Source organism: Roseibium sp. R5, from assembly GCF_055755305.1.
Window position 1 is genome coordinate 2,151,225 of the sequence record NZ_CM146910.1, and the last position, 21,646, is coordinate 2,172,870.

A 21,646-nucleotide genomic window follows, 5' to 3' on the forward strand; every position below is an offset into this window, starting at 1 on the left:
CCTACCTAACTCCGGATTTCAGCGAGGTTCTGAGCAAGATCCTGGATTGCGTCCGCGGTGCGTGGTCCGAAGCCAAGCAGATAGTCTCCTGGCATCTTTAAGAGACGGTTGGCCTTGCCTGCAGGTGTTTGCGCAAGAGCTGGGTGAGAGAAGAGGTCATCTGTCGACGCGCTGTGATCTCCTTCCCGGTCCATCATCAAGACGACGTCCGGCATCGCGCTCAGGATCGCCTCGTCGCTGAGCTGTTTGTAGCCCGAAAACTCACTGACTGCGTTCTTTGCGCCGGCTAGGGTGATAATACCGTCGGCTGCGGTGTCAGCCCCGCCAGCCATAATCCGCCCACCGCGCGTGGACAAAACAAACAGGACGCGGACGTTATCGTTCCGGCCAGCGGCTTGTTCTTGCGCAGTTTTGAGGTCGGCTTCAATCTTCTGCGTAAGAGCGTTGGCTTTTTCCGGAACGCCAAGGGCCGCGCCAACAGTCCGTATTTTGGCTACGATACCTTCTGGCGTGAATTCGTTCGGAATGTTGGCAATTGCGATCCCTGATTTCTCCAAAACGTCGACCGCCTCCTGCGGGCCGCTGCCATCCAGCATCAAAAGGAGATCAGGATCGACCGAAAGAACTCCTTCTGGAGACAGGGCGCGAATATAGCCAATGTCTGGCAAGTCATGGGCTGCTTGCGGATGAACACTTGTTGAATCTCTCGCAACCAGCCGGTGCTGCTCTTCCAACGCAAAAACCACTTCGGTCACGGAACCTCCAACTGCAATTACCCGTTTTGAGGCCTCATCCGCTGAGAGCGGATGAAGCGTGAGGCCAAGTGCCATTGCCGTCAGGAGTGCCGCAGCGACGCACTCAAGATAGAGAGAACGAAGTCTGGTGATCATTCGGCGGCTCCTAACGTGATAGCGTAATCGAGTTTTGGGAGGTTTTCGGCAAGGCCGCGCCAGTCGGATCGTTCGGCATTTCCTTCGCCGCGCACTCCGAAGAACTGAATGATTTGCTGGCCGGCGCTGTCATAAGCTTCAATCGAAGTGACATGCCCGACATCTGCAGGTTTGCGAACCGCCCAAACGTCGTGAATATGATCGGTCCGAAGATGCAGATGGAAGGTTGGGTCCATGATGTTGATCCAAGGGCCTTTTTCCAGGACTTTTGCGATTTGACCTGAGTGAATCTGGATGCATCCGCGGTTGCCAACGAAGCACATGATCGGGATTTGCTCTGAGGCTGCCAGGCGCAGAAGAGCTGGAACTGAACCTTTATCGAGTGGCCATGCCCAGCTTTCACCGGCAAGTTCAAAGGCACTTAACCGGTCCAGTTCGAGGTCTTTCAAAATGCCATGGAACTGGTGGGGATCTGTCATGGATTGCCAGCGGTCGCGGAGATGCATCTCCGCGTGAACAGTCGGCAATTTTCGTGAAAAGACCGGAGCCGGTGTTACATCCGGCAAGATCTCTGGCTGTTGATCTGGAAGCGTTAGAAGCGCGACGAGTTGATCCCAAGCGTCTTTGTTTGTCTCTGGCCGGGCATGGATTTTTTGGACCGCATCGCCATGGGAATCAAAGAACTGCAGGGAGCGACGAACTTCCTCTCCCTCTCTTTTTTCAACGGCAAATCCGTGGACCCAATTTGCAGGAAACATACGCGTGTCGATTTGCTCTCCCAGCATGAGTGCGGCGCGCTTCCCATTTATGAATTTTTCAAACTCGCCGATCTTCTCATGCACGGCGCTTTCGTTCCGCGTGAGAGCCATAACGGGCCCAACATTTTGAAGCCCGGCAAAAAGATCGTCGAACCTCGGATCAATCCGACTGGTGCCATGACCAACGAAGCTCGCAACCAGTTCAGCTTCGGAAATACCAATGGTCCGAGCGAGATCCCTTTCCCGCATTTTGGGTTCGTGCGCACGGGCTTTTCTGATCTCGGCTGCAGTGGGTCGAGAGGCGCTTTCTAAGCCATTTGCCGTCATCTGAATTTCCTCTTCCTTTGCCATAGACGTTCGATCCATCGGGCCCGTCTTGAATGTGATAGCGTGACTAAGTGTTTGTCTCTGTTTCAAAAATTAGAACCTTTCCAAAGAGGCTCTTTTTCGATTCAGGCTTAGACTGATACTTGACTCCACTACTCATGTTTTGTAGTGAACGCAATACCTGAGTCACTGACTCAAGTTAAAAATGCTATTTGGCAGGCAGCATAAAAGGACGCGAAAACGCGCACTCTTGGAGAAATTTATGGGGCTCAGAAATACCCTTCGCGCCGATCTATTGGGCGGTGTTGCACTGTGGATGTTTGCTTTTGGTGGGGCGGCGTTCGCACAAGATGAAGTGGCAACGCCACTCCAGCGGATCGTTCTTGGAACAGGTGTTGAGAAAGTCGCAATTGATACACCGCAAGCGGTGACGGTTCTGGATCAGGAAGCGATTGACAACGAACAGGCAGCGACGATCGGCGAGTTGTTCCGGGATATTCCGGGCGTGACGGTCATCGGCAGTGATCGCATTGGCGGGCAGTCTTTCAACATTCGCGGGATTGGCGACTTGGCGTCGTCCGATGAGTCCAAAATCATTGTGACCGTGGATGGTGCGACAAAGTTTTACGAGCAATACCGGCTCGGGTCCTTCTTCTCCGACCCAGAGCTCTACAAGCAGGTTGAGGTGTTGCGAGGTCCTGCCTCATCTACGCTCTATGGTGCGGGGGCACTGGGTGGCGTGATTAACTTCACCACCAAGGACCCGAGCGACTTTCTGAAACCGGAAGATACAGCTGTTTTGCGGCTGAAGGGCATGTACGACTCCAACAAGTGGGGCTTCATGACCTCGGCTGTTGGCGCGGTGCGCCTTTCAGAAAACACAGAGTTTTTGGTCAATGGCCTCTTCCGGAAGTCGAATGACATTGAGGATGGACACGGGATTGAAATCCCCGGATCTGCGTTTTCTTCGTTCTCTGGTCTAGCCAAGGTTGTGCACCATTTCGGCGAAGACAAGGAACAGGCTGTCCGCCTGTCTTACCAACGCTGGCAAAGTGACGCCGACGATACCCAATACTCACAAACCAACACGGCAGGTTTCGGTACGATCGATCGGGATATCACTGACCAGACTGTTGTCCTGAATTATGAAAATCCGGCGAGCGACAATCCCTATCTCGACCTGGCTGTGAACCTGTCTTTTTCGGATACACAAGTTGAGCAGAAAAACTCGTCGCTCGGGGCGTTCTCACCATCTCAGCTCTTTGAAGATGGAAAGTACGGTTATCGTACCTGGCAGGGAAAGGTCGAGAACACATTCGAGCATTCCGGATCAGCCTTTGAGAACTTCCTGACTGTCGGGACCCAGCTCTCTTATCAAGAGCGCACGGCACAGACGAGAAGCGGTGCCATCGGATTTCATCCGGAAGGCACAGATACCAAGATTGGGGTTTACGTACAGGACGAATTCATTTGGCAGGATCGGTTGACACTCATTCCTGGTGTCCGCGTGGATTCGATCAACCTGTCGCCAGATAGTATGATTGATGGCGCGTCGGATCAGTCTGAGGTTGCTTTCTCGCCAAAACTTGCTGCGCTCTACAAGTTCAACGACACGTTCTCCATTTTCGGATCGGTTGCCCATACCGAACGTGCGCCGACTTTGGATGAGATGTTCTCCACATCCGGTTCCACAAGCACGTATCCGGGCGGCCGGCTTGCGAGTCTGAATCTTGACAAGGAACAGTCGAACGCCGTTGAAGCCGGGTTTTCCGTATCAGCTTATGATCTTGTTCAGGACGGAGACGGTCTGCAGCTGAAGACCACGGCCTTCTACAACGACCTGAAAGACCTGATTTCGACCAATCCCGACCGGGGCCAGACCTCGCCGGTCCGCTACTACGTCAATATCGATGAGGCAGAGATCTATGGTGTCGAGATGGAGGCGGCCTATAACTCCGAGTACGTTTACAGCACCGTCGCCTTCAGCATTGTCCGGGGTGAAGACAAGGCTACCGGCGAAACGCTGACGTCCATTCCGGCAGACACGCTTGCCGTGACGCTGGGCGGACGTGTGCCGCAATATGATCTTGATTTTGGATGGCGCGGCCTCTTTGCCGCGAGCATCGACACAGGCGCGACCGCAGGGCCCTTTGCCGGCTATGCCGTTCACGATGTCTTTGCCAGCTGGAAGCCCCAGGAAGGTCACTTTGCCGGCATGGAGCTGCGGGCGGCGGTCGAGAACATCTTTGACAAGTCTTACCAAAACAATCTGGCCGGCGACAGAGGCCGCGGCCGGACCTTCAAACTCACCCTGAACAAGGAAATCAGCTGGTGAGGTAATTGTTGGCCAGCTCAGCATCTCCGGTCGACGAATTGTTGCGGAAGATGCTGAGCTGGGCTCACTCTAGAAAGGTTGACGGCATGATCTCAGAACTAACCCATCAAATCGCATCGTTTCTTCAGCTTGGCGGGCCCGTGGTTACCGTCATTGCTGGATTGTCAGTGATCGCTTTGGCTTTAATCCTGGTCAAAGCGTTTGAGTTTTTGGTTTTGGGTGTCGGGTCGAACCGCCGTGCCAAGGCAGGGGTAAAGCTTTGGTTGGCACACAGGCCAGGGGACGCACTCGCGGCGATCGGTGTGCCGAAAAGTGCGGCTGACAAGGCCGTCCTGACTGCCTGCAAGCTCCTGGAAAGCCGGAACAGCAAATCGGAAATAGAGGAGCGGGTCGGGGTCCAGGCGGCTGGCGACTTGCACCACTTTGCAAAGGGTGTTCGTGCCCTTGAGGCCATTGCACAAATCGCACCACTCATTGGTCTATTCGGGACGGTGCTTGGCATGATCGAGGCCTTTCAAGCATTGCAATCTGCCGGTAGCAACGTTGACCCATCCGCGCTTGCCGGTGGAATTTGGGTTGCCCTCATGACCACGGCAGCCGGGCTCGCCGTTGCAATGCCCGTGTCGCTGGTTGTGACTTGGTTGGAGGGACGGCTTGAAGCAGAACGGGTCGCGATTGAGACACTGACATCAGCCTTGCTTCTGCCCTCCATAGATCGCGGTATTGAGCAATCGGAAGGTCTGCCGGCAGGAGCTGCGCTCTCCTATGCGCGTTGAACCGCTTCCCAAAAAACACCGCGCAATCTCGCTCACTCCCTTGGTGGACGTGATTTTCCTCTTGCTGTTGTTCTTCATGCTGTCATCGACGTTCACGCAGTTTGGGCAAGTGGAAATTGGTGCGCCTGCAGCTGCAGGCGGATCGAAGGCCTTGCCAAAGGCGATTTTGACGGTCGAGCCGGACCGTTTGCGTCTCAATGGGACAGTTGTCGCGCAAGACGATCTTGCAACTAAAGTCTCTGCTCTCACTGAGACCGGCAACGACAACCTTCTTGTTTACATTCAAGGATCGAGCAGCACGCAGCGGCTTGTTACGGTCATGTCGGACTTGAAATCGGTGTCCGGGCTGAACGTCACTGTTGCAGGGACCAAATGATCACACTGCCCCGGAAATCCGAGAAGCGACCGCTTGAGACCACGATCTCATTGATCAACATCGTGTTTTTGATGCTGATCTTCTTTCTGGTCGCCGGACAATTGGCACCGCCTCTGGACGGGCAAGTCGACCTGGCAAAGTCTGAGAAGGCGCCGCCTTTGCCGCCGCCTGATGCGCTTTACGCTCGGGCCGATAGACTTCTGGTTTATCGAGACGAGGAGATTAGTGCAGAAGCATTTCTGGGGCGCCAGGCCCCGACCGGAGACGGGATTGTGCGTTTGGGCGCAGATGCAGCATTGCCAGCAAATATGCTGCTGAACCATGTCGCGGCACTCTATGCTGCCGGAGCGCGCAAGGTGCTGATTGTAACCCGCAAGGCAGATCCATGAGCTCATTCCGAAACGCACTCGGGCTAGCCATCTGTGTTTCACTTGCAGTTCATGTCGGTGCCGTCGCGCTGACACTCAAGGCCAAACCGGAAGTGGAGGTTGCCGGGGCAGGCGAGACGATCACGATCACGCTTGGGAACGCTCCCTTTAGCACAATCTCAGCAGGTTCAATGCCGCAAGCAGAAGCCTCTCCAACGGCCGAACCAGCAGTCGAAAAGGCAGCTCCGGTTCAGCCTGTCCCCGTAGCTGAGGTCGTACCACCGCCTGAACCTGTTTCTGTGCCGGAGATAGAGCCAGCATCGCCAGTGGATAGTGCACCAGCAGCAGTGGCCGTTCCGATCGCAGAGTTAAATGGCAGCTTTCAAGCGGTGACAGAACAGAAATCCGTTGCTGAAATCACCGAGGAGCCTGCTCCCGAAAAGTCGCCGGCCGATGCTGTCGCCCCGGAGGCAGAGCCGCCACAGAACCATGTTGCAACGGTTCCAAAGGACCGTGTCAAAGCAGTCCCGGCAAACGACACGCAGACCATAAAGGAAGTTGACCCGGTACTAGAGGTGGTAACTCCGGCGGAACCGGCAAAGCCGGTTGAGCCCTCTGAAACCGTTGTTTCATCGCCCCGCCGGAAACCTTCGCCGCCAAAGACGCAGGTTCCCAAGACACAGAAAATACCTGCAAAGCAAGCAGCAAAAAAACCTGCGAAAGACAAAAAAGAAAAGGCGCAAACGGCACGTCGTGCAGGTGCGGGGGGGCAATCCAATCGAACAGCGCAAAAGGGGGGATCAGCGCGCAAAGGGAAAGCAAAGGCTGCCGGGAATTCGGAGGTTACCAACTATCCGGCCAAGGTCCATCGCAAGGTGCTGCGCTCCGTACGCACACCGCGCAGCCTTGGGCGGTTGGCCAAGGACGCACACGTCCGTTTCACGGTTAAAGCTAATGGCGGTGTAACTGGCGTGCGTCTTGTCAGATCTTCTGGAAACAAAACGTTCGACCAGGCAGCCCTCAAGTCCGTGCAACGTGCTGCGCCTTACCCCGCGATCCCGGCGGCCGCCAAACGCGCCTCTTGGACGTTCACCTTGCCAATTGGAGCACGTTGAACCAGGTCGGCTATCGGGTCTGTAGTTTTTCGTCCATTTCACGGATGAGCGCTCGGGCTTCATCGCCCTCGGGGATTGGGCGACCGCTGTCACGCCATTCGATTGCCGCCTTGAAACCTTCTGTTTGCGCGTAGCGCCGGAACCACAGGCCTTCCGGATTGTGCCGGGTGATGCCGTCAAAGATCGTTGCTGACATCTGAGCTTGTTCAAGTCCCATGGTCAGCATGATCTGATTGACGACCATCTTGTGCATGGCAAGGTGGCCGGATGGAACGCCTGCGATCCGCGCCGCGAGCGCATTTGTTTTTTCATCCAACTGAACCGACGGACATGAGATGTTGGCCAGTCCCCACTCGGCAGCCGTTGTGCCTGTGATCAGGTCCCCGGTGAACATCAACTGTTTGGCTCGTGCGGGACCAAGTCGATAAGTCCACATTGCCGTGGTCGGGCATCCCCAGACGCGGGTCGGCATGTATCCAATACGGGCATCCTCTGCCATGACCAGCAAATCGCAACAAAGCGCGATATCGCTGCCACCGGCAACGGCAGCGCCGTGGACTTTAGCGATTGTTGGTTTTCGGCAGCGCCAAAGGGACATGAAGTCTTCTGTGTTCCGCTTCATCACCGCATAATCGACCATTGGATCCCAGGGATCGCTCTCCTGCTGGCAGGGGTGGTCGACTTCATTTTCAGCATAGTGTGTCAGATCGTAGCCACCGCAAAAGCCCTTGCCTGCGCCCTCAACAATAACGACATGGACGTCCCTGTTACTCTCAGCCCACTCGACAGCAGCGCGGATTTCCCGGGGGGTGTCGTCGTTGATCGCATTGAACCGCTCAGGCCGGTTCAACAGCAGCCTCGCAACACGTTCATTTCCCGGACACAGGTCAATACGCAGTGTTGAAAACGCGGGCATGTAATCCTCCTCCCAAGACCGTAGAGCAGGCTTCATGTTTGCAACTAAAGAAGAAACAGTCAATACTGACTGTTTCTTCTTTGATTTTGGGTTCGTCTGGTTATGCGCGATCTGCAGACAGCAGATTCCTGAGGGTCTCGATCCAGTCTTCGATCAACTGATTGCGGAGGGTTTGGTCATTCCTAAGCAGGGAGGAAATGGTGAGGCCCCGGACAAATTCGATCGTCAAACCGATTGCTTTCGTGCCCACGGGGTGATCAAGCAGGCCCTCAAAAAGCTGTGCCAGGACGCGATCGCGGTCTGCGATGGCGTCTTGTTCGGCAGATCTGAGGGCGGTTCGGAGCGCTGGGTCCGAGCGGGAGGCAATCCAGAGTTCGAGTTCGGCAACAAAGGAAGGATGCGCGTAGGCGTTGGCCAGTGTCCGTACGGATCTTGTGAGTGGGTCGGCTATATCTTTGAGCTTTTCAGCTTCGCTCCAGACCGCGTTCTCATTGAGTTCAATTAACTGGCTGATCGTCATGGACAACAGATCGGCGTGTGTTGGGAAATGGTGCAGAAACGCGCCACGACTGACACCAGCGCGTTTTTGGACTTCCAAGGTTGTTGTTTTGGAAAGGCCGAGTTCGATGAGAACCTCGACAGCAGCGCACAATATTTTGGTGCGGGTTACCGCGCTTCTTTTCTGCTGAAGCGGTTTCTTGGTAGCGGCTTGGTTGTGTGCGTCAGATTGAATGATCAGGCCTTCGTCATTCTGCTTGGAGGTTAGACTAGCTGAAAAACAGCTTAGCTCTCAAGGAAACGGAATGCGAAGGCCTGTGCAAGTTAAGCGGTACAGAGGTGGCAAGCGACTTTGGCCTTGCCATTGTCGAACTCGCGCACGGCCGGACGTTCCTGACGGCAGCGGTCCTCGGTCAACGTGCACCGGGGATGGAAGCTGCACCCCGAAGGTTTGTTGATCGGATCCGGAATTTCACCGGACACAATCTCCGCGGTCCGCCCAAAAGCGTCGATATGCGGAGCGGCATCCATAAGCATGCGCGTGTAGGGATGACGCGGGTTTTCGAATAGCGAGTCACGGTCCGCAACTTCGACCAGCCGACCGAGATACAAGACACCAATTTCATCGGCCATATAGCGGATCACGGAAAGATCGTGACTGATGAAGAGGTAAGTTAGACCGAGTTCTCGCTGCAATGTCTTCATCAGGTTCAAGACCTGACTTTGCACGGATACATCAAGCGCGGAGGTCGGTTCGTCGCAGACGATGAATTCCGGATTGGATGCAAGCGCTCGCGCGATCGCGATCCGCTGCCGCTGGCCGCCGGAAAACTCGTGTGGGAACTTCTCGCCATCGGATTTCGCAAGACCCACCTGATCAAGCAACTCTGCGACCCGTTTGTCGACTTCGCTTGCTGGCATCAGCTCAAAGGCCCGGATCGGTTCACCGATGATATGACGTACACGCCAGCGCGGGTTGAGCGAGGCGTACGGGCTCTGGAAGATCATCTGGATGCGGCGGCGCATGGCCAGCTTGCGCTTTTGGTCCTTGATGGCGAAGAAATCTTCCCCGTCGATCAAAACCTGGCCGCTGGTCGGCTTTTGAAGACCAACGATCATCCGGCCAATGGTTGATTTGCCTGATCCACTTTCACCCACCAGAGCAAACGTTTTGCCCTTCGGAATGTCGAAATCCACGGTGTCGACTGCTGTCAGAAATCGCTTGGATTCCATAGCCAGCATGCGGTTCAGCCATGGCTTGGACACGTCAAAAACTGCGCCCAGGCTCCGCGCACTGATCAAAGGGGTCTCGCCGGTCATTCGGACGCTCCGGAGATTTCTTTTTCGATTTGTTTGTAGGCCGGGTCGTAGAGCCAGCAGGCGACTTCACTGCCATTCACAGGTTCGAGAACCGGAATGTCATTGAAACAAGCCGAAATGGCTTTGGTGCACCGCTGATTGAATGCGCAACCTTTCGGAATGGCCCGAAGGTTCGGCATGGAACCGGGGATTTGGCTGAGCGTCTGCAACGATCCGGTCGTTGATGGTGTCGAGGCCATCAAGCCGACAGTGTAGGGATGCGACGGTGTGCTCAAAACATTCCGGGTCGGCCCGATTTCCGCAATCCGGCCCGCATAAAGAACAGCAACGCGGTCTGTTGTTTCCGCGATCACGCCCATGTCGTGCGTGATCAGAATAACCGCGGTCCCACGTTCCCGGCAGAGGCGCTTGAGCAGCGCCATGATCTGCGCTTGAACGGATACATCAAGCGCTGTCGTTGGTTCGTCCGCAATGATGAGTTCCGGCTCTGCTGCCAGAGCGAGTGAAATCACCACGCGCTGGCGCATACCACCAGAGAATTGGTGCGGGTAAGCGTCAATCCGTGTCGCCGCAGCCGGAATGCCCACTTCTTCAAGCAGCGCAATGGCCTTTGCTCGAGCATCGTTTTGGGAGAGGGGAAGGTGGGTGCGGATGGTTTGGATCAGCTGCTGGCCGACCGTCATCAACGGATTGAGACTGGTCAGCGGATCCTGGAAGACCATCGCGATCTTCTTGCCCCGGATGCGGCGCATGCGCTCTTCGGGAAGATTGTCGATGCGCTCACCATCAAGGCGGATTTCTCCGCCGCTGATCCGCCCGGGGCGGTCGATCAGGCCGATGATCGCAGAGCCGCACATGGATTTGCCGGCGCCGCTCTCACCAACGAGACCAAGGATCTCACCAGCGCGAACTTCGAACCCAACCCGGTCGACGGGACGCAACACGCCATTGCGGGTCGGAAACTCGACGATGAGGTCGGAGACTTTAAGAAGTGGAGTATCTGACACTGGATTATCGCAATTTCGGGTTCAACACATCGCGCAGCCAGTCGCCGAAAAGGTTCACGGAAAGCGCAAGGGCCAGAAGGGTGAGTGACGGGAACAGCAGGATCCACCATTCACCGGAGAGAATGTACTGCCGGCCGACATTGATCAGCGTGCCAAGAGATGGCTGTGTTTTCGGCGCACCCACTCCGAGGAAGCTCAGAGTTGCTTCTGCAATGATGGCCAGTGCCAGGCTGATCGTCGCGATCACGAGGATCGGTCCTGTGACATTCGGCAAAATGTGGCGAACCATGATGCTCCAGCGCTTAAGGCCAATCAGGTGACCTGCCTGAACATATTCTTTCTGCCGCTCCACCATGGTGGCACCGCGGACGGTCCGGGCAAACTGTACCCATTCAGAAAGACCAATGGAGATGATCAAGACCCAAATGGCCATTTCATCCCGCAGATCCGGCGGGATCAGGCCCTTGCCGATCCCGTAAAGCAGCATGGCAACCATGATGGACGGGAAAGTCATCTGGATGTCGGCAACGCGCATGATGATGCCGTCTACCCATCCGCCGACATAGCCGGACAAAAGACCAAGGATCACTCCTAGGGTCATCGCGAATAGGACCGCGACCAAGCCTACAAACAAGGAGATGCGCAATCCGAAGAGGATGGTTGAGAAAACGTCGCGCCCCTGATCATCGGTACCAAGAAAGAAGTAGTCACCGGTGAAATCGTTCGCTGAGAAGGGCTTTGTAAAGCCATTCATCAGATTGAGACTGGATGGGTCAAACGGTGTGTAGGGTGACAAAAACGGCGAAAAGATCGCTCCTAGAACAAGCGTAACAAACACGAGTGACGAAACGACGATCACCGGTTTGGACTTGTAGGAATGCCAGATATCGGAGTCCATCCAACGTTGCCAGGTCGATGTGGCAACCGTTTCCTTAAACTCCGGGCGGGCGCTTGCGCCCTTGGGGGATTGGGTTTCCATGATGCCTCTTGTCCTCAGTTGCTGCCCACACTGAGACGCGGGTCGATGGTGAAATAGAGCAGGTCGACGATCAGGTTGATGGTCACGAAAATGACGGCAACGAGTAGCAGATACGCTGACATGACCGGGATATCGACAAAGTTCACCGCATTGATGAAGAGAAGGCCAACACCTGGCCACTGGAACACGCTTTCCGTGATGATCGCAAAGGCGACAATCGAACCGAACTGAAGACCGGTCACGGTAATGACCGGAACCATAGTGTTCTTCATTGCATGACCGAAATTGACAGTCTTCTGGCTTAGTCCGCGGGCCCTTGCAAAGCGGATGTAGTCTGTTCTCAAGACCTCAAGCATTTCTGAGCGTACCAGACGCATAATCAAGGTCATCTGATAAAGACCAAGCGTGATCGCCGGCAGGATCATGGACTTCAGCCCGTCCACGGTCAGAATAGCGAGGTCGACCCCGAACAAGCTGCGGGTGTCGCCGCGCCCGAAGGAAGGTAGCCAGCCAAGATTCACCGCGAACAGCCAGATCAGGAAAACGCCGATCAAGAAGGTTGGAAGCGAAACACCGATCAGCGAGGCGGTCATGATGAAGTTGGCCACATAGCCATCTCGTCGTATGGCTGTATAGACCCCCAAAACGAAGCCGAGCGATATCGCAATGACGCCTGATAGGAAGGCCAATTCGAGCGTTGCGGGGAGGCGTTCCAGAATGACCTCTCCAACCGGCAATCCTACGCGGTAGGAGACGCCGAAATCGCCAGACATGGCTCGTTGGAAGTAGCGGACATATTGAACGATGATCGGATCATTCAGTCCGAGCCGTTCCTCAAGTTCAGCGCGGTCGGCAGCTGTCGCTTCCTGACCGAGCATGCTCTCCACGGGGTCGCCCATGAATTTGAACATGGCAAATGAAACAAAACCGACGGCCATCAGGACTAGAAGTGCCTGGCCGAGGCGGCGAATGATGAATGCGAGCATTTTTCAAGCCAATCGAGAGACTGTGGCGTCCGCGACAGTCTGCTAAGTCTTCCGATAAGGACGTGCTTATACTTGCGCGATGCGCAGAGTCTACCGTTTTTCCACTGTTTCAACAGTCATGCTGGCGGGAAAAGCCGTAAAACTCATTTGGCTGACAAGCTAAAAACATCACCACCGTACCGGATGAACTTCAAACGGTACGGTGGTGATAGCGCGAGACTTAGTTAAAAGTCAGGAACTTAAAGTGCGGCTGATCTTCCGGCTGTACTGCGAAGTTGATCTTGTCAGCCATGCCCCAGTTCAGGACCTGGTTGTGGATCGGCAGGTACAGGTTTTCAGACTTCACCGTATCCCAGATTTCAGCAATCGTGGCGTTACGGACTTCCTGATCTGTTTCAGATGCGAGGCTTTTGATTTTCGCATCGAGCTCCGGGTTGGAGTAGCCGGTCGCATTCCAGGAACCGAGCTTGTCGGTTGAGGTGTGCGTCAGGAAGTTGAAGATGTACTCAGAGTCGAACGTCGGAACGCCCCAGCCGAGCATGTAGAAGTCTGTTTCCTTGTTCTGGATCAGCGGGAAGTGCTGTGCCTTCGGCTTTGCGTCCAGGTTAACTTTGACACCGATCTGGCCGAGCATGCCAACGGCAGCCTGACAGATGCCTTCGTCGTTGACATAGCGATCGTTCGGGCAGTTCAGCGTGATGCCGAAACCGTCGCCGTAGCCAGCTTCTTCCATCAATGCCTTTGCTTTCGCAACGTCATACTCCGGATATGCGTCCAGTGCTTCGGTCCAGCCGTTTACGAACGGAGGCATGATCACACCGGTCGGAGCAGACTGATCGCGCATAACGATCTTTTTGATCGCATCACGGTTGAGAGCGATGTTCATCGCTTCACGAACGCGATTGTCGGCGAGCGGGTTTTTGCCGTCGACCGTGTCGCTTGTCAGGTCGTCAGCGCCCTGGTTCATACCGAAGAAGATCGTCCGGTTCTGAGCTGCAGTGTTGAGCTTCAAGCCGTCGGTCCGCTCAACGATCGGCAAATCCTGCACCGGAACGTCCTGAATCAGATCAACTTCACCAGACAGAAGAGCGGAAACGCGGGTCGCGCCTTCCTGGATCGGTGTGTAGATGATTTCAGTAACTTCCAGCGGGAACTCGCCTTTGCCCCAGTAGTTCGGGTTCTGCTTCAGGATTGTTTCGGAATCCTGCTTGCGGCTCTCCAGAACGAATGCGCCGGTTCCATTGACTGCGCGCACACACGGGTTGTCACCGCCATTCGCAATGTCTTGCGGTGCTTCACAGCCGTTGTCGGTTGCCCAGCCGGAATCCATGATGAACAGGTTCGTCATGTTGTTCGGCAGAAGCGGGTTCGGGCCATCTGTCTCGAAATGGACAGTGTAATCGTCGACCTTGCGCACATCCTTGATGGAGTTCAGCAACTCTTTCATCGCGGATGTCGGCATCATGGCGCGCTTAAAGGAGAAGACAACGTCGTCAGCAGTGAAGTCTTCGCCGCCATGGAACTTCACACCTTCACGGAGCTTGAATTCCCAAACGGTCGGATCTTCGGTCGGCTCCCAGCTGGTTGCAAGTGCCGGAATGATCTGTGCTTCCATGTCGCGCTGCAGGAGCGGCTCATACATCTGGTGCGCAAGAGTGTGGGTCGGGCCCTCGTTCTGAGCATGCGGGTCCAGAGTGAGAGAGTCGCCAGCACGCGCCCAGCGAAGTGTTTCAGCGTTTACTGCGCTCAGCCCGGCACAAAGGGCCACACTTGCAGCAGTCAATTTCAGGAAAGTCTTCGTCATATTTTTCCCCTTCGGTTGTCACTGGGGCCGTTTCCCGGCGTGATCTTATGATGATCCCCAGTTTGCCTATACGGACTTACTCGCAAGGTCATTAGTCAGTTGGCTTTAAGCGCCAGCCACCCTGCGGCATCCTGGCGGTAACAGACCCCTATGGCTGGTGGGAGTCAAGGGTTAAGTAGATCTACGAAGTGGTTCAAATTATGCATTTTCCGACATGACGCAGCGTCTTTCGTGTTTCCATTGCCGATACGACCAAGAGTGCGTCAGAGCCACTTGCGCATCAGCCGTGAAAATGGCCGGGTGCGAACAACTTGAGACACACTCTTGGGTTACTTCTTGAGCCGTCTCAGTGATTTGTTGCCGTGATTGCTGTGCTTTCCGTGAGGCTGCGTCTCGGTCGTGTGAAGCCGTTGGCCGGGTTCAACAGCTTGCGGATATCATTGCCAATGGACAGCAAGACCGGGATGAGTATGAGGGTGATCAGTGTCGCGAAGACTTCTCCGTATACGAGGGAGACGGCGGCTGGTATCAAGTAACGCGCCTGTTCGGACGTCTCGCTCATGAGGGGGACGAGGCCGACGACCGTCGTCGCTGTCGTCAGGAAGATGGCCTGAAAGCGGGCAACGCCGCAGTTGAAGACAGCATCCTCATGCTCGGTACCTTCCTCGCGAGCCTGCACGTAGTGCGTCATCATAACCAGGGAATCGTTGACCACGACCCCAATCAAGGCGAGCACGCCAAAAAACGACAGCAATGAAAAAGGCAGATCCATCACTGCGTGCCCGATTACCGCACCAACGAAACCAAAAGGAATAACGGACATGATAATGACCGGCTTCCAGTAGGATTTCAGCGGCACTGCCATCAAGATGTAAATCAGAAGACCCGCGATCAGAAAGGCGCGCAACAGCCCGCCGCGCATCTCACCGATTTCTTCCAATTCCCCGCCAGTGTCGATCTTGAGGCCCGGATATTTTGCTTCGAGACTTTCAGAAAACTCTCCAAAGACCGTGTCTGCGACTTCTTCAGGTGCCGCGATGTTCCTGTTGATGTCCGCCATGACGGTCGTAATCAATGAGCCGTTGCGCCTTATGATTTGGTCCGGAACATAGTTGGGCGTGATCTCAGCGACAGTCGAGAGAGGGATCCACTGGCCTTTGGTGCTTTTGAGCTGCATCTCCATCAGGTCTTCAATGCGATCCCGAGCGGTCAATGCGTTGCGGACGACCACACGGACTTCGGCATCACCCCTTTGGATCCGCTGAGCTTCTCCACCGCCGAAAGCATATCCGATCTGACGCGCGAGGCTCTCCGAAGTAAAACCCAGCGACTTTGCTTCTGGCCTGAGGCGTAACCGCAGCTCCGGCTGGCCGGTAAGCAGACTGTCCCGGGTGTTGGAAACTCCGATAATACGGTCAAGCCGGTCACGGACCTCCAGACTTGCGGCCTCAAGCACCTGTTGATCCTTTGCCATAAGGCGGATCTGGAAACCGCCACCAAAGTCTTCAAATGCAGAAAAGGTGATTTCCGAGACGCCTTCTAGAGGGGCAACACGCGACTTCCATGCTTCCAGGATGTCGCTGGTTGTCAGGAGAGGGCGGTCGGCAGACGGTATCACTTCCATATAAAGCTCAGCCGTTGTCGCGCCGGTAACAAACGCAAACACATGCGCGACGGCTCCACTGCCATTGGCCGTGGTCAGCTCCGGATCCTGGTTGAGCGCCACAGCAGCTTCTTCAAGGATCGCAACGTTTTTCCGGGTGAGTGCAGCCGGTGCTCTCTGATCCATTTGAAGGGACACCGAGATCACCTGGCCCGGCACGTTCGGGAAAAAAATAGACTTGATCTGACCTTTCGCCATGAGCCCAAAAACCAAGGCCGCCGCGGCAACAAATGTGATGAAAACAGCGTAACGATTTAGAAGTGCCCATCTCAGGATCGGCGCGTAGATACGATCACGGAAGCCCAGCAATCCGGACCTGGCACCTTTTTGAAGCCAGCCCCAACTGCGTGTCATCCATCCGCTTCTATCATCGGGGATTGGATTTATGTGGGCCAGGTGCGCTGGCAGGATGAGCTTGCTTTCAACAAGGGAAAACAGCAGCGCCAGAATGACAACGCCTGCAAATCCCCCAAGAACCTTACCCAAAGGGCTGGTAATGAGAAGGAGAGGAAAAAACGCGGCAACTGTGGTCAGCACACCGAAGACTGTTGCAACGGACACTTTTTCCACGCCGACTGCCGTGCCCTTGATCGGATCGGCGAATTTATTCCGCTGCTCGTGCACACTTTCGCCAACAACCACAGCGTCGTCGACCAAGATGCCGAGCACGATGATAAAGCCGAATGTCGTGATGTCATTGAGGGAATAGTCGACCCATCCGCTTGTAGAGACCGCAAAGGCGCCAGCCAAAGAAATCGGAATGCCCATTGCGACCCAGAAGGCAAGCCGCACGTTCAGGAACAGCGCGAGCATCAACGCTACCAGGATCAATCCCTGGACAGCGCTGCTGGATAACAGTTGAAGTCGGTCAGATATGTAGTCGCGTGAGTTGCCCCAGATCGCAATCTGGACACTTTCCGGCAAGCTTTCCTGCGTTTTGGCGACAATGGCCTCTGCAGCATCCGAAACTCGCAAAAGATTGTCCTTGCGCCCAATGATAACCTCCATCCCGACAGAGGGTTTTTGATTGAAGCGTGTCTCGATTGGAGCCTCGTCAAAACCGTCTGTGATGGTTGCCAGTTCACCGAGGCGGGTGGTCGTGCCATCCGGCCATGTTGCAACGGGGATCTTTTCGAAGTCGCGAACAGAATAAGCCTGACTGTCTGCGCGCAGGGTGATGTCACCGCCCTCTGTTCTCAGCGTTCCGCCTTGGAAGAAAAGAGACGAATGTTGAATGCGTTCCATGACGTCTGAAATCGTCAAATCATGACGTTGCAGCGTGCCCGGCGTGAATTCGATCGAGATTTCCTGCGTCCGCAGCCCCCACTCATTGACCCTGGTAATTTCAGGGCTTGCTAAGAGATCGGCGCGCAGGTCGCGGGCAATCTTTTGGAGGGATTTAAGGTCAATGTCTCCGTAGATCTGGATGTAGAGCGCGGGAAGGTCGAAGTCGTTCGTTTCGATCACGGGGCGCCGGGCGTCCTTTGGCAAATCGTAGATGCCATCGACTTTCAACCGAACGTCATCGAGAAGCTTGGTAAGCTTTGTGCCGTCGGTTTTCTGGGTCGATATCACTGAGAGGCCAGGCTGAGATTGGGACCTGATCGATTTCACCCCCTCCAGACCCTCGACAGCTTTCTCAACCTTGCGCGTGATCTGCTCATCCACCTGGGCGGTGTGCGCATTTGGCAAGGATGTTGCCACTGTAACCGTGTCGGCCGGGATCTTAGGGAACCCTTCAATCCGCACGGTGAAGACAGATGTGATGCCGGCGAAGAGGATGAACACCATCAAAAGATTGGCGGCGACGGGGTTACGAATGAACCAGTTTGTGAGCCAAGTCATTTGCCTTGCTCCAGATCCATCGGTGCAACCTTTCGTCCGGGCAAAAACGAGCTCATCGGAAACGCAACGATCCGGAGGCCAGTTTCTTGCGCGAGCTCTTCCGGAGCGGCGACCACGACGTCTCCTATGTCGCGGAAAAGAGGCTGTGCCGCAAAGCGTTGCAGCCGATTGCCGCGATCAACATGCCAAACGAAACCATTCTGGGTGAGAGCGCTTTCGGGAATCCGCAGAGTGTTTCCGATAGGGCGCACGGGCAGGTGCAGCTCCACAAAAGCTCCTGGTAGAATGCGACCTTCTTTCAAAGGTTTCACTTCCAGAAAAAGCTGGTATTTCCGAGATTGCGGATTCAGGAAGCCGCCGCTTTCTCGAACTCCTGCAGTGCCGATTTTTACGCCACGCTCATCAAAGACGCCCACGGTCAGGTCAGACCAGTCCTTGGACAGCAGTGCCCACTCATGTGGGCCCACCGATGCTTGAGTATCCAGCAGGCTGTCGTCCAGGATTTGAAAGAGCACATCCCCTTCATTGACCGTTGCGCCAGGGCTGACGTTGCGCCGGATCACGATGCCGTCAAAGGGAGCCCGCAGTGTTGTGGAGTGCAGGTCATATTCGGATGCCGCGACGCGCGCTTCTGTTGCTTTCAAGGCGCGTTCGGCAACATGAACTTGCGGAAGGTGAACGGCCATTTCCGGGGGTGTTTCTCTGGGTTTGGCAGCCGTCCAGTCCTTCATGGCGATGCGGTGCTTGTTTTGTGCCTTTCGAAGATCAAGTTTCGAGCTTTCGTAAGCCGATCGTGCATCCGCTACGTTGGCCACGTAAGGGGCATCTTCCAATTGCAGGAGGACGTCCCCCTTTGATACTCGGGATCCGGCGAGAGCGGGGGGCGTTTGATTGCTGACAACACCTGATATGCGGGATCGCAGATCGACTTGCCAACGCGGAGTAACCTCTGCGAACACCGTAACCGCCCCGGTATGAGTGCCAATTTCAGCATTCACTACCGTCACTGGAGGAAGTGGTTGCGGGGCTGATGTCAATTTGACATCAGCTGTGTCTTCCAACTCGCTCAACGCCCCGGCCACGGCAAGCAGTGCCATGAAGGCGAGTGCAATCCAGATGCCTTTTCTCATGATTTGCTGGCCTTTTTTACGCAATTTCCGCGACCGGCTGCGTTGGCATTTTGATAGCTTGGCAGCGCCCGGCCTCCTCGCAGGTGCCAATGCCTGGTGGGGATTGAAACGGGAACTCAGCCAAGGGAAAGGTCTCCGTTTGAGTTGATCCTGCGCGTGATTTCGCTCAATCGGGACCAGCTTTGCAGAGCGATTGGAAGGGTGAGGGCCGCTTCCACAAATTCCCAGGAGTAGCTTGCGATTGAAAAGATGCGTCCTGCGGTGATGCCGGCCAGCCCTGCTGCCTGGTAGAGATTGAAAACGATGAAGCCGACCTGAAGCAGGAAAATGCCGCCATAGACAAAAGCCTCGGTATCCGAAATTGCGACTTCATGGCGGCGCAGGGCGCGCAGGTGACGGAAGATGCCGAGCCGCTCGCCCCGTGTGAGGACATCCACTTGCTGTTCGCGCTGCTCGTTGAGTTGCCGGTTGACGTTGTAGAAGCGCCTGTGAAAGCAGGCGTAAACCAGAAGCATCCCGGCCAGCACCAACAGCGATGAGAGACCGAGCGACATATCGAAATAAGTCAAAATGGTCAGGCTCACGCCCAGTTGTATGAGCGCTGCGATCAGTTGCGGTGCTTCATGCTCCAAAAAGTCGACCAGTTCGCGGGACATGTCGATCCGGGCATTTCGTCTCGAAACGTGCAGCGAGGAGCATCGCTGATGGAGTTCGTCTCCAAGATGCAGCCGTATTGTGCCGTAGGCGCGGGTGTCGTAAATCCGGCGTCCGACAGCCAGGAAACAAAGGCCACACAATACGGCCATCATCCAGCCGAGTTCGGAAACCCTGCCTGCAAGCAAGCCGTCAATCGATAGACCGATCAACAACGGGATCAGGGCAATCAGGCAGTTTTCGGCAAATACAATTGTCCAAGTGATTGCGATTTTTGCCCTGAACATCTGGAAGATATAATCTAGATCAATCGCCATCCGCATTTTACGGTCATTTCCCACAAGGTGCTTGAGTTCAGATTTGAGAGGTCGCTAACAAACAAATCTGTTTCGAATAAGAATCGAGTGAACGTTCGTTCGTTGAATTACATAATCGGATTTTGAAGAAATGCAATGGAGCCGATACAGGAATGAGTGAAAAACCGACCCGGGAAGAGACGACAAATGCGCGGCGGAAACACATCGTGGAGGTCGCAGCGGCGTGTTTTATTGCGAAGGGGTTTCACCAAACCAGCATTCGGGACATCGCGCGCAGCGCGGGGGTTTCCTTAGGAAACATCTATAATCACTTCCCCGGAAAGACTGAGATCATTGCTGAAATTGCGAGCCTCGAAGCGGCGCAAATCGATGCCTTTGGATCAATGTTTGAGAAAAACGGCAAGGATCCGCACAAGGCGCTTGATCAATTCTTGAAAGCATACTTGAAGACCTGCAGCGCCCCCAGCCATGCCGCGTTGACGCTTGAAATTCTAGCAGAAGCCATCCGGCAGCCGGAGATAACGGTCGGTTTCATGGAAAACCGTGAGAAGCTTTTGGCAGGTTTGGAGGGCCTGCTCGACCAGCTGAGAAACAGCGAGAGGGCTGAGAGTAATCTTTCGGATCGTGACGCAGCGGAGTTTGTCTTGGATCTGATTGAAGGTGTCGGGATGCGTGTGTTCTTTGAAGAGCGGAAACCTGCAAAGCGGGATTACCAGAAGCTGCTTCTGGCAATCAGCAAGCTGTGTAGCTGAGTTGTTGAAGATCTAGCCTTAATCAAAATGCGCCAAGTCAAAGGCATGCACGTCCTGCAACAGTTCAACAAATCCTCTTGCAGCGTGATCCAACGACGCTTTGCCTTTTTCTGCGGTCGCGATTGAGGCGTCCCCAACCGTTCCAGCCGGGTTGAGATCCTGAGCCTTCCAGCCAAAAGCATGAGGGCCGTGCGCTCGAAGGTGTTTGAACATGGAGGCAAAGTCCTCCTGTGCAGATCTAAAGTTCTGAGCCTTGTCCATGTTTACGAGGTCAGGCCGGAGGTGCAGCATGATTGAAGTCTCTACGTCTCCGCCATGGATGCCGAAGGTCAGTTCGTGATCTGAAAACATGTCGTCGGGTTGACCAAAAGCTGCCCAGGCTGTTCCGACGGCCAGCATATTGTGCCGGACACGCAATTCGCGCGTTAGAATGCCAATCAGGGGAACGTTGCCGCCGTGGGAGTTGACCACAACAACCTTGCGCACGCCAGCTCTGAGGATGCTGTCGCCGAGCGCAAGCCACGCCTGCAAGGCCGTTTCCCAGGTCATTGTCAGTGTGCCGGCGGACGAAATGTGTTCATTGGATTTGCCGACCGCCTGGACCGGCAAGAAGCTGGCCGGAATATAATTTGGAAGCAGTTCTATCACTCGGCTAATCTGCCCTTCCGCAATCGCGGTGTCGGTATAGACTGGAAGGTGAGGCCCATGCTGCTCGATTGCTGCAACTGGCAGAACGGCGATCCAATCCTTGACGTCAGGACGATCGAAGTCCGTTGTTGTCATATCTTGCCAATAGGGTTTCGGCAGCATTATTCGTCTTCCTAATAACT

General features: G+C 55.1%; 19 protein-coding genes. 6 read left to right on the forward strand and 13 right to left on the reverse strand.

From position 1 onward, the window contains the following. Positions 1 to 5 precede the first annotated feature (5 nt). Entirely contained in the window at positions 6 to 890 is an 885-nt protein-coding gene (locus AC0J4F_RS09980; RefSeq protein ID WP_473026130.1) for a heme/hemin ABC transporter substrate-binding protein, read from the reverse strand. Continuing rightward, complete coding sequence (locus tag AC0J4F_RS09985) at positions 887 to 2,014, reverse strand: hemin-degrading factor (RefSeq protein WP_473026131.1); 1,128 nt, start codon at positions 2,012 to 2,014, stop codon at positions 887 to 889. Before AC0J4F_RS09985 ends, AC0J4F_RS09980 begins: the two co-directional genes overlap by 4 nt. 223 nt (positions 2,015 to 2,237) lie before the next feature. Between AC0J4F_RS09985 and AC0J4F_RS09990 the strand changes: the two genes are divergently transcribed. The 5 genes from AC0J4F_RS09990 (at position 2,238) to AC0J4F_RS10010 (ending at position 6,945) form a co-directional block, all read left to right on the forward strand. Continuing rightward, a complete protein-coding gene (locus tag AC0J4F_RS09990; protein ID WP_420339972.1) occupies positions 2,238 to 4,310 on the forward strand; it encodes a TonB-dependent receptor domain-containing protein in 2,073 nt (690 codons plus the stop codon). An 86-nt stretch (positions 4,311 to 4,396) separates the two neighbouring features. Then, positions 4,397 to 5,086: a MotA/TolQ/ExbB proton channel family protein gene (locus AC0J4F_RS09995; RefSeq protein ID WP_473026132.1), complete on the forward strand. Its 690-nt coding sequence runs from the start codon at positions 4,397 to 4,399 to the stop codon at positions 5,084 to 5,086. Beyond that, positions 5,076 to 5,462, forward strand: a complete 387-nt coding sequence (locus tag AC0J4F_RS10000; RefSeq protein WP_473026133.1) for an ExbD/TolR family protein — start codon at positions 5,076 to 5,078, stop codon at positions 5,460 to 5,462. The genes AC0J4F_RS09995 and AC0J4F_RS10000 overlap by 11 nt, the downstream gene beginning before the upstream one ends. Beyond that, the gene (locus AC0J4F_RS10005; RefSeq protein ID WP_473026134.1) at positions 5,459 to 5,851 is read left to right on the forward strand and encodes an ExbD/TolR family protein; all 393 of its coding nucleotides are present in this window, start codon (positions 5,459 to 5,461) and stop codon (positions 5,849 to 5,851) included. The genes AC0J4F_RS10000 and AC0J4F_RS10005 overlap by 4 nt, the downstream gene beginning before the upstream one ends. Beyond that, positions 5,848 to 6,945 (forward strand): energy transducer TonB family protein, encoded by a 1,098-nt coding sequence (locus AC0J4F_RS10010; protein WP_473026135.1) that lies wholly within the window; start codon positions 5,848 to 5,850, stop codon positions 6,943 to 6,945. Before AC0J4F_RS10005 ends, AC0J4F_RS10010 begins: the two co-directional genes overlap by 4 nt. 10 nt (positions 6,946 to 6,955) lie before the next feature. On the opposite strand, the gene AC0J4F_RS10015 is transcribed toward AC0J4F_RS10010, so the two are convergent. The 10 genes from AC0J4F_RS10015 to AC0J4F_RS10060 all read right to left on the reverse strand — a co-directional run bounded on the left by AC0J4F_RS10015 (position 6,956) and on the right by AC0J4F_RS10060 (position 20,064). Then, positions 6,956 to 7,861 (reverse strand): crotonase/enoyl-CoA hydratase family protein, encoded by a 906-nt coding sequence (locus AC0J4F_RS10015; protein WP_473026136.1) that lies wholly within the window; start codon positions 7,859 to 7,861, stop codon positions 6,956 to 6,958. A 100-nt stretch (positions 7,862 to 7,961) separates the two neighbouring features. Beyond that, positions 7,962 to 8,513 carry a TetR/AcrR family transcriptional regulator gene (locus tag AC0J4F_RS10020; protein WP_473026137.1) on the reverse strand — a complete coding sequence of 184 codons (552 nt, stop codon included), beginning with the start codon at positions 8,511 to 8,513 and terminating at the stop codon, positions 7,962 to 7,964. Between the two features lie 170 nt (positions 8,514 to 8,683). After that, positions 8,684 to 9,679 carry an ABC transporter ATP-binding protein gene (locus tag AC0J4F_RS10025; RefSeq protein ID WP_133951976.1) on the reverse strand — a complete coding sequence of 332 codons (996 nt, stop codon included), beginning with the start codon at positions 9,677 to 9,679 and terminating at the stop codon, positions 8,684 to 8,686. Next, complete coding sequence (locus AC0J4F_RS10030; RefSeq protein ID WP_133951978.1) at positions 9,676 to 10,686, reverse strand: ABC transporter ATP-binding protein; 1,011 nt, start codon at positions 10,684 to 10,686, stop codon at positions 9,676 to 9,678. The genes AC0J4F_RS10025 and AC0J4F_RS10030 overlap by 4 nt, the downstream gene beginning before the upstream one ends. Before the next feature lie 4 nt (positions 10,687 to 10,690). Further along, positions 10,691 to 11,665 (reverse strand): ABC transporter permease, encoded by a 975-nt coding sequence (locus AC0J4F_RS10035; RefSeq protein WP_133951980.1) that lies wholly within the window; start codon positions 11,663 to 11,665, stop codon positions 10,691 to 10,693. A gap of 14 nt (positions 11,666 to 11,679) precedes the next feature. After that, entirely contained in the window at positions 11,680 to 12,651 is a 972-nt protein-coding gene (locus AC0J4F_RS10040; protein WP_133951982.1) for an ABC transporter permease, read from the reverse strand. A gap of 220 nt (positions 12,652 to 12,871) precedes the next feature. Continuing rightward, entirely contained in the window at positions 12,872 to 14,455 is a 1,584-nt protein-coding gene (locus AC0J4F_RS10045; protein ID WP_420339978.1) for an ABC transporter substrate-binding protein, read from the reverse strand. A gap of 346 nt (positions 14,456 to 14,801) precedes the next feature. Continuing rightward, positions 14,802 to 17,963, reverse strand: coding sequence for an efflux RND transporter permease subunit (locus AC0J4F_RS10050; RefSeq protein ID WP_473026138.1), 3,162 nt, complete (start codon positions 17,961 to 17,963; stop codon positions 14,802 to 14,804). Then, positions 17,960 to 19,093, reverse strand: coding sequence for an efflux RND transporter periplasmic adaptor subunit (locus AC0J4F_RS10055; RefSeq protein ID WP_133951988.1), 1,134 nt, complete (start codon positions 19,091 to 19,093; stop codon positions 17,960 to 17,962). The genes AC0J4F_RS10050 and AC0J4F_RS10055 overlap by 4 nt, the downstream gene beginning before the upstream one ends. A gap of 116 nt (positions 19,094 to 19,209) precedes the next feature. Beyond that, a complete protein-coding gene (locus AC0J4F_RS10060) occupies positions 19,210 to 20,064 on the reverse strand; it encodes an ABC transporter six-transmembrane domain-containing protein (RefSeq protein ID WP_209002533.1) in 855 nt (284 codons plus the stop codon). A 152-nt stretch (positions 20,065 to 20,216) separates the two neighbouring features. On the opposite strand from AC0J4F_RS10060, the gene AC0J4F_RS10065 reads away from it, so the two are divergent. Next, on the forward strand, positions 20,217 to 20,816 hold the full coding sequence (locus AC0J4F_RS10065; RefSeq protein WP_473026139.1) for a TetR/AcrR family transcriptional regulator: 600 nt from the start codon (positions 20,217 to 20,219) through the stop codon (positions 20,814 to 20,816). Between the two features lie 18 nt (positions 20,817 to 20,834). Here AC0J4F_RS10065 and AC0J4F_RS10070 read toward each other — a convergent pair whose 3' ends face one another. Beyond that, positions 20,835 to 21,626, reverse strand: a complete 792-nt coding sequence (locus tag AC0J4F_RS10070; RefSeq protein WP_473026140.1) for a creatininase family protein — start codon at positions 21,624 to 21,626, stop codon at positions 20,835 to 20,837. Positions 21,627 to 21,646 lie beyond the last annotated feature (20 nt).